This is a genomic window from Rhizobium phaseoli, assembly GCF_003985125.1.
Lineage (GTDB): Bacteria > Pseudomonadota > Alphaproteobacteria > Rhizobiales > Rhizobiaceae > Rhizobium > Rhizobium phaseoli.
The window spans coordinates 199,809-211,228 of sequence record NZ_ML133573.1 but is presented as its reverse complement, the minus strand read 5'-3'; the positions used below and the strand labels follow the sequence as shown (position 1 = coordinate 211,228).

Annotated in this window: 10 protein-coding genes; 8 read left to right on the top strand and 2 right to left on the bottom strand. The window is 62.0% G+C overall.

The window, feature by feature from the left end; all coding sequences use genetic code 11:
• The first annotated feature begins 141 nt into the window (after positions 1-141).
• Positions 142-618 (top strand): transcription elongation factor GreA, encoded by a 477-nt coding sequence (greA, locus tag EFD56_RS17525; protein WP_004672775.1) that lies wholly within the window; start codon positions 142-144, stop codon positions 616-618.
• A gap of 27 nt (positions 619-645) precedes the next feature.
• On the top strand, positions 646-1,704 hold the full coding sequence (locus tag EFD56_RS17520) for a glycosyltransferase family 4 protein (protein ID WP_085743676.1): 1,059 nt from the start codon (positions 646-648) through the stop codon (positions 1,702-1,704).
• A gap of 206 nt (positions 1,705-1,910) precedes the next feature.
• On the opposite strand, the gene EFD56_RS17515 is transcribed toward EFD56_RS17520, so the two are convergent.
• On the bottom strand, positions 1,911-3,245 hold the full coding sequence (locus EFD56_RS17515; RefSeq protein ID WP_085742945.1) for a dicarboxylate/amino acid:cation symporter: 1,335 nt from the start codon (positions 3,243-3,245) through the stop codon (positions 1,911-1,913).
• 225 nt (positions 3,246-3,470) lie between these two features.
• Here EFD56_RS17515 and EFD56_RS17510 point away from each other — a divergent pair, with 225 nt between their 5' ends.
• Positions 3,471-5,345, top strand: a complete 1,875-nt coding sequence (locus tag EFD56_RS17510) for an ATP-binding protein (protein WP_085742946.1) — start codon at positions 3,471-3,473, stop codon at positions 5,343-5,345.
• A gap of 4 nt (positions 5,346-5,349) precedes the next feature.
• Positions 5,350-6,696 carry a sigma-54-dependent transcriptional regulator gene (locus tag EFD56_RS17505; RefSeq protein ID WP_126905883.1) on the top strand — a complete coding sequence of 449 codons (1,347 nt, stop codon included), beginning with the start codon at positions 5,350-5,352 and terminating at the stop codon, positions 6,694-6,696.
• A gap of 1 nt (position 6,697) precedes the next feature.
• Here the strand turns inward: EFD56_RS17505 and EFD56_RS17500 are convergent, their stop codons facing one another.
• On the bottom strand, positions 6,698-7,165 hold the full coding sequence (locus EFD56_RS17500; RefSeq protein ID WP_009992419.1) for an Lrp/AsnC family transcriptional regulator: 468 nt from the start codon (positions 7,163-7,165) through the stop codon (positions 6,698-6,700).
• A gap of 231 nt (positions 7,166-7,396) precedes the next feature.
• Here EFD56_RS17500 and trxB point away from each other — a divergent pair, with 231 nt between their 5' ends.
• The 4 genes from trxB (at position 7,397) to EFD56_RS17480 (ending at position 11,385) form a co-directional block, all read left to right on the top strand.
• Complete coding sequence (trxB, locus tag EFD56_RS17495) at positions 7,397-8,371, top strand: thioredoxin-disulfide reductase (protein ID WP_004671020.1); 975 nt, start codon at positions 7,397-7,399, stop codon at positions 8,369-8,371.
• 22 nt (positions 8,372-8,393) lie between these two features.
• A complete protein-coding gene (locus tag EFD56_RS17490; RefSeq protein WP_004671024.1) occupies positions 8,394-9,290 on the top strand; it encodes a LysR family transcriptional regulator VtlR in 897 nt (298 codons plus the stop codon).
• Positions 9,291-9,842: 552 nt separating this feature from the next.
• Positions 9,843-10,136, top strand: a complete 294-nt coding sequence (locus EFD56_RS17485) for an ArsR/SmtB family transcription factor (RefSeq protein WP_004671028.1) — start codon at positions 9,843-9,845, stop codon at positions 10,134-10,136.
• A 124-nt stretch (positions 10,137-10,260) separates the two neighbouring features.
• Entirely contained in the window at positions 10,261-11,385 is a 1,125-nt protein-coding gene (locus EFD56_RS17480) for an alkene reductase (protein WP_085742948.1), read from the top strand.
• Positions 11,386-11,420 lie beyond the last annotated feature (35 nt).

Below are 11,420 nucleotides of genomic sequence, written 5' to 3'. Positions count from 1 at the left end.
TCGACCTTGGCGATCTGCTATAAGCACGTAACTAGGATTGTGGCACGGTTCCGAAGCTCCCCTTCGGGACCTGTTTTCTTTTGTGTGTACCCGACTGCGCGGAGCAAGGGCCGGCGGCCACAGGGAATGAAGGACAGAAAAATGGTTGATAAGGTACCGATGACACAGGGTGGTTTCGTCAAGCTGCAGGAAGAGCTGCGCTGGCGTCAACAGGAGGAGCGCCCGCGAATCATCGAGGCGATCGCCGAAGCCCGTGCTCATGGCGACCTTTCCGAAAACGCCGAATACCACGCCGCCAAGGAAGCCCAGAGCCACAATGAAGGCCGCATCACCGAGCTGGAAGACCTGACGGCGCGCGCCGAGGTCATCGACCTCACGAAGATGTCCGGCGACAAGATCAAGTTCGGCGCCAAGGTGAAGCTCGTCGACGAGGACACCGAGGAAGAAAAGACCTACCAGATCGTCGGCGACCAGGAAGCCGACGTCAAAGCCGGCCGCATCTCCATTTCCTCCCCGATCGCCCGCGCGCTGATCGGCAAGGAAGTCGGCGATTCCATCGAGGTCAATGCCCCCGGCGGCTCCAAGGCCTACGAAATCCTCCAGGTTTCCTGGGGCTGATTGCCCGCCAGACACGAGACCTATCCCTTGCCTGATATGCGTGACGTCGAGATCATCGCGCCCAATTTCAAGCGCCGGCTCTCCGGCGTCACGTCGACCATCGTCCAGCTCATCCCATGCCAGATCCGGCTCGGCATGAGGATTGCAACGCTCGGCCCCGGCCTGCCGGAAGGCCTGCCGAAACTGAGATGGTCACAACTTCCTGGTCTGTGGCGCAGGCCGGCGCGCCGGCGCCATCGCGTCTGGCACGCTCGCCGCAACAATGAGATGGCCGTCGGCATCCTGCTCCGCCATCTCCTGCGCATGCCGCTGAAACTCATCTTCACCTCGGCCGCGCAACGCCGTCACACCGCCTACACGAAATGGCTGATCCGCCGCATGGACGCGGTGATTGCAACCAGCGACCGTTCCGGCTCCTTCCTCGAGGTGCCGCACACGGTCATCCAGCATGGGGTCGATCTATCCTTGTTCCGCCCGCCGGAAACGGCGGAAGACGGCATTGCCGCGACCGGTCTGCCCGGCCGCTATCTTGTCGGCTGTTTCGGTCGCGTGCGCCATCAGAAGGGCACCGATCTCTTCGTCGAGGCGATGATCGAACTCTTGCCACGGCACCCCGAATGGACAGCCGTTGTTTCCGGCCGGGTAACGGCGGAGCACGTGGCGTTCGGCGATAAGCTGAAGGCCGATGTCGCCGCCGCAGGTCTCGGCGATCGCATCCTCTTCCTTGGCGAAGTGCCCGATATCAAGGTCTGGTATCGCCGCCTGACGCTTTACGTCGCCCCTTCCCGCAACGAGGGTTTCGGCCTGACGCCGCTCGAAGCCATGGCTTCGCGCACCGCGGTGGTGGCCTCGGACGCCGGCGCCTATGCCGAACTCATTGCCGAAGGCGAAACCGGCTCGGTCGTTGCCGCCGGCGACGGTGAGGCGCTGACGCGGGCAATCGCGCCCTATATCGCCGATCCCGCGCTCGCGATTGCCCATGGTGAGAACGCGCTGCGCCACGTCAGGGCGAATTTCGCCCTGGAAAAGGAAGCAACCGCCATCGGCGCCGTTTACGATCGCCTTCTCGGCGGCAATCGCGGCTGAGCGGAACGAGAAGCGGCCTGTTGAAACGGACGGCCACCCCCTCCTCCGTCATGCTCGGGCTTGTCCCGAGCATCTGCCTCGGGTCGATAGGGCAGCAGATCCTCGGCACAAGGCCGAGGATGACGACGAATAGAGAACGAAATCATCAATAAGCGAACGGCCCGTTGTAGAACGGGCCGCTGCAAAGATTATCAACAATCGGGGGTTTATTCGGCCGGTTGCAGCCCAGCCGCCGGAGCGCCCTCTTCTGCCTGGCCGCCCAGGGCTCTGGCAAGCTGCGCCGTATCCAGCTCGTTTTCCCAGCGCGCCACGACGATCGTCGCCACGGCATTGCCGACGAGGTTGGTCAGCGCGCGGCACTCCGACATGAAGCGGTCGATGCCGAGGATGAGCGCCATGCCGGCGACCGGCACCGACGGCACGACGGAGAGCGTCGCGGCAAGGGTGATGAAGCCGGCACCGGTGATGCCAGCGGCACCCTTGGAGCTCAGCATTGCCACCAGCAGCAGCAGGATCTGGTCGCCCCAGGAGAGATTGATGCCGGTTGCCTGGGCGATGAAGAGGGCTGCCAGCGTCATGTAGATGTTGGTGCCGTCGAGGTTGAAGGAATAGCCAGTCGGAATGACGAGGCCGACGACCGAGCGCTTGCAGCCGGCCTTTTCCATCTTGTTCATCAGGCCCGGAAGGGCGGCTTCCGAGGACGAAGTGCCGAGCACCAGCAAGAGCTCTTCCTTGATGTAGCGCAGCAGCGCCACGATCGAGAAGCCGTTGTAGCGGGCGACCGCGCCGAGCACGATGAAGACGAAGAGCAGCGACGTGATGTAGAACGTGCCGATCAGCATGGCGAGGTTGGCGATCGATCCGACGCCATACTTGCCGATGGTGAAGGCCATGGCGCCAAAGGCGCCTATGGGCGCAGCCTTCATCAGAATGGCGACGAGCTTGAAGACCGGAGCCGTCAGGGCGTTGAGGAAATTGACAACCTGCTCGCCCTTTTCGCCGACCATGGCGAGCGCGATGCCGAAGAGCACCGAGAAGAACAGCACCTGCAGAATGTCGCCGTCGGCAAAGGCGCCGACGATCGTCGTCGGGATGATATTCGTCAGGAAGCCGACGATGCTCTGCTCATGCGCCTTATCGGCAAAGGTGGCAACGGCCTTCGGGTCGAGCGAAGCCGGATCGATGTTCATGCCGGCGCCGGGCTGGACGACATTGGCGACGATCATGCCGATCACCAGCGCCAGCGTCGAGAACGTCAGGAAGTACAGCATCGCCTTGCCGGCGACGCGGCCGACCTTCTTCAGGTCGCTCATGCCGGCAATGCCGGTCGCCACCGTCAGGAAGATGACCGGTGCGATTACCATCTTGACGAGCTTGATGAAGGCATCGCCGAGCGGCTTCAGCTGCGTGCCGAGCTCGGGATAGAAATGGCCGAGAAGGATACCCGCCGCGATGGCGGCGAGAACCTGAACATAAAGATGAGAATAAAAGGGCTTCCTGCCCTTGCTGTCTGCGACTGCATCGAGTGGTGCTGCGATCATGATGTCCTCCTAAGGGCTCGCCCGGAACGAACTCCGGCCTCCCGAGCCGTTCGCTTCAATCCAACAGCTCAGCCGTTGTTGCGCTGTTCTTCGCAATCGCCGTGCCAGTTTCGCGCCATCCGCCTAATCCATTGTTTATATGTCAGAAAAAATATCTGACGGGCCAACTACCTATCCTGACGATGCGAAAACCCACACAAATCCATTTGCGTCACGTGCGGAAAAATGCACAAATCCGCCATGTCCTTGTCAGTCTCGCAAAGGCTTTGGCCCTCCCTGCCCTTGCACCACCGCATTCGCCGGATGTGGTGGGCCTATGCGGTGCTCGCCCTTTCGGCCGTCGCCGGCAGTCTCTTGGCGAGTGGCGAGGTCGGCCGGCGCCGGGCGGAAGCGGCCCTGGAGGAACAAGCCCGCACCGATGCGAGGATGAACGTGGCGCTGCTGCGCACCGTCCTCGAAAAATACCGGGCGCTGCCCTTTGTGCTGTCGCAAGATACCGCGCTCGCCGCCGCCCTGGCGGGACGCGATGCCGGCACGTTCGAGCAGTTGAACCGGAAGCTTGAGACGCTGGCCGCCGGTACGAAGGCCGCCGTCATCTACGTCATCGACAAGGATGGTATCGCGGTTTCGGCGAGCAACTGGCGTGAACCGACGAGCTTCGTCGGCAACGACTATCGCTTCCGCGAGTATTTTCAGGGCGCTGTCGCTCAAGGGCAGGCCGAGCATTTCGCGCTCGGCACCGTCAGCAAGAAGCCCGGTCTTTATATTTCCGAGCGGATATCAGGCAGTGACGGTCTCCTGGGCGTCGTCGTCGTCAAGGTGGAATTCGACGATGTCGAGGCGGATTGGAACGCCTCGGGCGCCCCGTCCTACGTCATCGACGATCGCGGCATTGTCCTCATCACCAGCGTTCCCTCTTGGCGGTTCATGACGATCGGCCGCATTGCCGAGGATCGGCTGACCGCGATCCGCGAGAGCCTTCAATTCGGCGACGCGCCACTTCAGCCGCTGCCGCTTGATATCATCAGGCGCCTTGACGACCGGCTTGCTGTCGTCGAGATCGTCATGCCCGGCGGCGCCGGAAAGACCAGCTTCCTCGAGGTTGGGATGCCGATCCCTGCAACCGGCTGGAATCTGCAGCATCTTGTTGCATTGGGGCCGTCCGTCGATGCGGCGGTCCGCGAAACGCGCATGCTGGCGCTGCTCTTGCTTTTGCCGCTCCTGGCGGGGTCAGCCTTCCTCTTGCGCCGCCGCCAGACGATCACCCTGAGAATTTTCAGCGAGCAGCAGGCGCGGGAAGAACTGGAACAGCGCGTGGCCGAGCGGACGCTGGATCTCAGCCAGGCGCGGGATCGTCTGCAGGCCGAGATCGCCGGTCATCGCAGCACCGAGCAGAAGCTGCAGGCGGTGCAGCAGGATCTGGTGCAGGCCAATCGGCTGGCGATCCTGGGCCAGATTGCCGCCGGTGTCGCTCATGAGATCAATCAGCCGGTGGCGACCATCCGCGCCTATGCGGACAATGCCCGCACTTTCCTCGACCGCGGCCAGACGGCGCCGGCCGGTGAAAATCTTCAAAATATCGCCGCCCTGACGGAGCGCATAGGCTCGATCACCGAGGAGTTGAAGAGCTTCGCCCGCAAGGGCCGCGGCAGCGCCGAACCAACGGGCTTGAAGGACGTCATCGAGGGGGCGGTGATGCTGCTGCGCAGCCGTTTTGCCGGCCGCATGGATACGCTCGACATCGAGCTGCCGCCCGCCGAGCTGCAGGTCATGGGCAGCAGGATCCGTCTCGAGCAGGTGCTCATCAACCTGCTGCAGAACGCGCTGGAGGCCGTGGCGCCGAAGGCCGAAGCGGGGCGCGTCGAGGTCAGGACATCGGCCGATGCGGAGACAGTAGCGCTGACGGTTGCCGACAACGGCCCCGGCATTTCGCCCGAAATCCGCAAGGGCCTGTTCACGCCGTTCAACACCTCGAAGGAAAAAGGTCTCGGCCTCGGGCTTGTCATCTCCAAGGATATCGTCGGCGATTACGGCGGCCGGATGGAAGTTGAAAGCGATGGCGACGGGAGCCGCTTCATCGTTCATCTGAGGAAGGCTTGAGATCATGGACATGGCCATACCCGTTGCTTTGATCGACGATGACGGCGATCTGCGCCGCGCCACCACCCAGACGCTGGAGCTCGCCGGCTTCGCCGTTTTCGCCTATGACGGCGCCAAAGCGGCGCTGGACGAGCTGGCGGCCGACTTTGCCGGCCCCGTCGTCACCGACATCCGCATGCCGGAGATCGACGGGCTGCAGCTCTTCACGATGCTCAAGGACATGGATGCCGACTTGCCGGTGATACTGATGACCGGCCACGGCGATATCCCGATGGCCGTCCAGGCCATCCAGGACGGCGCCTATGATTTCATCGCCAAACCCTTCCCGGCCGACCGGCTCGTCCAAAGCGTGCGCCGCGCCAGCGAAAAACGTCGGCTCGTTCTGGAAAACCGGATGCTGCGCAAGGCGGCCGACGAGGCACAGGAGACCTTGCCGCTGATCGGCCAGACGCCGGTCATGGACAATCTCAGGAAGATCCTTCGCCACATTGCCGATACCGATGTCGATGTGCTGGTCGCCGGCGAAACCGGCAGCGGCAAGGAAGTGGTCGCCCAGATCCTGCATCAGTGGAGCCATCGCCGGAAGGGCAATTTCGTGGCGCTGAACTGCGGGGCGCTGCCCGAAACCGTCATCGAAAGCGAGCTGTTCGGCCACGAGGCCGGCGCCTTTACCGGCGCCCAGAAGCGCCGCATGGGCCGCATCGAACATGCAAGCGGCGGCACGCTGTTCCTCGACGAGATCGAAAGCATGCCTGTCGCCACGCAGGTCAAGATGCTGAGGGTGCTGGAGATGCGCGAAATCACCCCGCTCGGCACCAACGAGGTGCGCCCGGTCGACCTGCGCGTCGTCGCGGCCGCCAAGATTGACCTTGGCGATCCCGAGGTGCGTGGCGATTTTCGCGAGGACCTCTATTACCGGCTGAATGTCGTGACGATTTCGATTCCGCCGCTGAGGGAACGTCGCGACGATATTCCGCTGCTGTTTTCCCACTTTGCCGCCCGCGCCGCCCAGCGTTTCCGCCGCGAGGTGCCGCAGCTTTCGGAGGCGGTTCGCCGCCATCTTGCCTCGCATTCCTGGCCCGGCAACGTCCGCGAACTCTCCCATTATGCCGAACGCGTGGTGCTTGGCGTCGAGGGCGGCGGAGCGCCATCCCCTTCCCCCCAGTCGACCGGCGGGACGCTGCCCGACCGGCTGGAGCGCTACGAAGCGGAAATCATCCGTGACGCGCTCGCCAGCAATGACGGCGACGTGCGCCGCACCATCGAAGCGCTCGGCATTCCGAGAAAGACGTTCTACGACAAGCTCCAGCGCCACGGCATCAACCGCGGTGGTTATGCCTCGCGCAAATAGCTCAGACTTCCACAAGCCCAAGCTTCTTCACCTGCCGGATCGTCAGCATGGTGCGCACGGTGTCGACATGTTCGTTCGCCGTCAGCACCTCGATGACGAAATCCTGGAAGTGGGTCAGATTCTCCGCCACGCAATGCAGCAGGAAATCGCTGTCGCCCGAAACCATCCAGGCCTGGCGCACCAGCGGCCATTCGGTGGTGGCGGCAGCAAAGGCCTTGAGATTGCCTTCCGACTGATGCTTGAGCCCGACCATGCAGAAGGCGACCAGATCGAAGCCGAGTTTCGGGCTGTTCAACATGGCGTGATAGCCTTCGATGATGCCGGCTTCCTCGAGCTTGCGCACCCGGCGCAGGCAGGGCGGCGCCGAAATACCGACGCGGTCGGCGAGCTCGACATTGGTCATGCGGCCGTCGGCCTGCAGCTCGCGGAGGATCTTTATGTCGATGACGTCGAGTTCGGTGCGACCCACATCATGGCCTTTCTTTAATTCTCCGCGGCGAGCTTCTATATAAAGCCGCGGAATACGCAAGAAAGTTTCACGATGATGACGGATTCTTGCACAACGGGGTGATTTGCCTTGTTGGTAACGCAAGGCTGCCCTTGAATAAAAGCATTGGTCGTTCATAAATGGCGCATGGACCGCGAAACGGCCGCAATCGCTATTTAGCCGCCGCCCTCCTGCCAGTCGAAAGGAAATGACATGCCCGCCCGCCATACCAAGGTGCTCATCATCGGTTCCGGACCCGCAGGCTATACCGCCGCGGTCTATGCCGCGCGCGCCATGCTGAAACCGGTGCTGATCGCCGGTCTCGAACAAGGCGGCCAGCTGATGATCACCACCGATGTCGAGAATTATCCGGGCTTTGCCGATCCGATCCAGGGTCCCTGGCTGATGGAGCAGATGCTGCAGCAGGCAAAACATGTCGGCGCCGAGATCGTCAGCGACCTCGTCACCGAAGTCGACATGAACCAGCGTCCCTTCGTCGCCCGCACCGACAGCGGTCAGGTCTGGACAGCAGACACGCTGATCATCGCCACCGGCGCCAAGGCCAAATGGCTCGGCATCGAAAGCGAACAGCATTTCCAGGGCTTCGGTGTTTCGGCCTGCGCCACCTGCGACGGCTTCTTCTATCGCAACAAGGATGTGATCGTCGTCGGCGGCGGCAACAGCGCTGTCGAAGAGGCGCTCTATCTCTCCAACATCGCCAAGTCGGTCACATTGGTACACCGCCGCGACACCTTCCGCGCCGAGAAAATCCTGCAGGAACGCCTGTTCGCGAGGGAAAACGTCAAGGTGCTGTGGAACACCGAAGTGGCCGAAATCACCGGCACGGCGGCCAAGCCCCCGATGCCGCAATCGGTCTCGGGCGCCCGCCTGCGTGACGTCAGAACCGGCGCGATCACCGAGATGCCGATCGACGGCGTCTTCGTTGCCATCGGCCACGCACCGGCGACCGAACTCTTCAAGGACAAGCTGAAGCTGAAGGACAACGGCTATCTCTGGACCGCGCCGGATTCGACCGCGACCAGCCTCGAGGGTGTCTATGCCGCCGGCGACGTGACCGACGACACGTTCCGTCAGGCCGTCACCGCCGCCGGCATGGGCTGCATGGCAGCGCTCGAAGCCGAGCGATACCTGACGGGCCACATGCCCGTCGCCGTGGCCGCGGAGTAAGATCGGCATGAGAGGCGGGGGAATGCCACTGGATTGGGACAAGCTGCGCATTTTTCACGCAGCTGCCGAAGCGGGTTCGTTCACGCATGCGGCGGATAAGCTGCATCTGTCCCAATCCGCCATCAGCCGCCAGGTGAGTGCGCTGGAGCAGGATGTCGGCACCAAGCTGTTTCACCGCCATGCCCGCGGCCTGATCCTGACGGAACAGGGCGAACTGCTATACCGCACCGCCCATGACGTGCTGCTGAAGCTCGAAACGGTCAAGATGCAGCTCACCGAGACGACGGAAACCCCGTCCGGCAAGCTGCGGGTGACGACGACCGTCGGCCTCGGCCAGGGCTGGCTGACCGACAAGATCCAGGAATTCCTGCAGCTTTATCCCGATGTGCAGATCCAGCTGATCCTCGACAACGAGGAAGTCGATGTGAACATGCGCCATGCCGACTGCGCCATCCGCCTGCGTCAGCCGCAGCAGTCCGACCTCATTCAGCGCAAGCTCTTCACCGTGCACATGCACGTCTATGCCGCTCCCTCCTACATCAACCGCCACGGTGAGCCGCAGAAGATCGAAGATCTCGACAACCACCGCATCATCACCTTCGGCGAGCCGGCGCCGAGCTACCTGCTCGACGTCAACTGGCTCGAAGTCGCCGGCCGTTCGTCCGACAACAAACGCATCCCGCATCTGCAGATCAACAGCCAGACCTCGATCAAGCGCGCCTGCCTGCTCGGCATCGGCGTCGCCTGCCTGCCGGATTACATCGTCGGACGCGATCCAGGCCTGATTCAGCTGGCGATCAATGCCGACGTCCCCTCCTTCGACACCTATTTTTGCTATCCCGACGAGATCAAGAACGCCGCCAAGCTGAAAGCCTTCCGCGATTTTATCGTCAGCAAGGCCAGAAACTGGAACTTTTAAGCCAGATTTATGGAATGTTTTCCATACTATGCAGAGAGTGCATGACTGGCATGCGCAAATGTGGGTTGCCGTTTGCCCATTAAACCACCATATCGCACATAGCTGATGCACATGGTGGCTTTTCCTCCCAGTTCCACCGCATTAGCTGTTCCCCTCTGGAGGTTTTTGACCTTCACACTTATAAGGGCCCTGGTTTTCCAGCGGCCCTCTTTTTTTGCCTTGCCGTCTGGGACAATGCTGCGTCGCAAAAAAATTGTGCGGCGCATAGCAGGCATGCACAAAAAAGCATTGAAACCTGCCTAAGGAAGCACCATATCCCTCTCAGCTGATGCATTTCGTGGTTTCTCTCCCAGTACCACCGCATTAGCTGTTCCCCTCTGGAGGTTTTTGACCTTCACAATTATAAGGGCCCTGGTTTTCCGGTGGCCCTCTTTTTTTGCCCAAATTTTGCGCACCCCGTAGCAGGCTGCACCTCACGTCTCCGTGATTTGCATATCGCCCAGTATCGATCCATATATCGAGAAAATACGATTTATAGATCGGCAAACTGCGATGGACAAAGACGAGATCATCAAGGCGCTCGCGCATCCGACCCGGATGGCCATTCTGAGCTGGCTGAAAAATCCCGAGGAACATTTCCTCACGCAGGAACATCCCTTCGAAATGGGGGTCTGCGCCAGCCAGTTCGAACGGTGCGGCCTGTCGCAGTCGACGGTTTCGGCCCATCTCGGGACACTGCACCGCGCCGGTCTCGTCACCACCAAACGCGTGGGACAGTGGATCTTCTACAAGCGCAACGAAGACACCATCGCAGCCTTCCTCAAGCAGCTGACACAGGATTTGTAAAATGCCCGCCGCAGCCCTGACGGCCCTGATCGGCCTTGACGCAACGGCGCTCGACCATCTCTCCGCCCGGGGCCGGGCCCGCCCTGCCCCTGGCGAGTGAACCTCCCGCAAAGAAAGGATCATCATGGCCAAGCTTTTCGAACCCACCAAGGTTGGCGACATCACCGTCAAGAACCGCATCGTCATGGCGCCCCTCACCCGCAACCGCTCGCCGGGCGCGATCCCCAACGACCTTAACGTCGAATATTACCGCCAGCGCGCCACGGCAGGCCTGATCATCACCGAGGCGACTGCGATCACCCATCAAGGCCAGGGTTATGCCGACGTGCCCGGTCTTTATAGCAGGGAAGCGCTCGAAGGCTGGAAGCGTGTGACCGACGCCGTTCACGCCGCCGGCGGCAAGATCGTCGTTCAGATGTGGCATGTCGGCCGCATCTCGCACACGACGCTGCAGCCGGATGGCGGCAAGCCGGTCTCCTCGACCAATCGCGTCGCCAAGGCCAAGACCTATCTGGTCAACCCCGACGGCAGCGGCAGCTTCGCCGATACCTCCGAACCGCGTGCGCTCGAAACCGCCGAAATCCCTGGCATCGTCGAGGATTACCGCAAGGCTGCCCGCGCCGCCATCGACGCCGGCTTTGACGGTGTCGAAATCCATGGCGCCAACGGCTATCTGCTCGACCAGTTCATTCGTGACGGCGTCAATGACCGCACCGACCAATATGGCGGCTCGATCGAGAACCGCACGCGGCTCGCCTTTGAAGTCGTGGATGCCGTCGTCAGCGAAGTCGGTGCCGGCCGTACCGCGATCCGCATTTCACCGGTGACCCCCTCGGGCGAAAGCTACGATTCCAACCCGCAGGCGACCTTCGCCCATGTAGTGGAGGGATTGGCCAAATACGACCTCGCCTACATCCACGTCATCGAAGGCCAGACCGGCGGCGACCGTGATTATAAGCAGGGCGACAATCCGCCCTTCGACTACAAGGCGCTGCGCCAGGCCTATGAAACGGCGGGCGGCAAGGCCAACTGGATGGTCAATAACGGCTATGACCGCGACCTAGCGGCCGATGCCGTCGCAAGCGGCCGCGCCGATCTCGTCGCCTTCGGCAAGCCCTTCATCGCCAATCCCGACCTCGTCGAACGGCTGGCAAGGAACTTGCCGCTCAACACGCCGGACCAGTCGACCTTCTACGGCGGCACCGCCAAGGGCTATCTCGACTATCCCACTCTCGAAAAAGTCGCCTGAGCCTACAGGATGCGAATTGCAAATCCCGCCGAGAG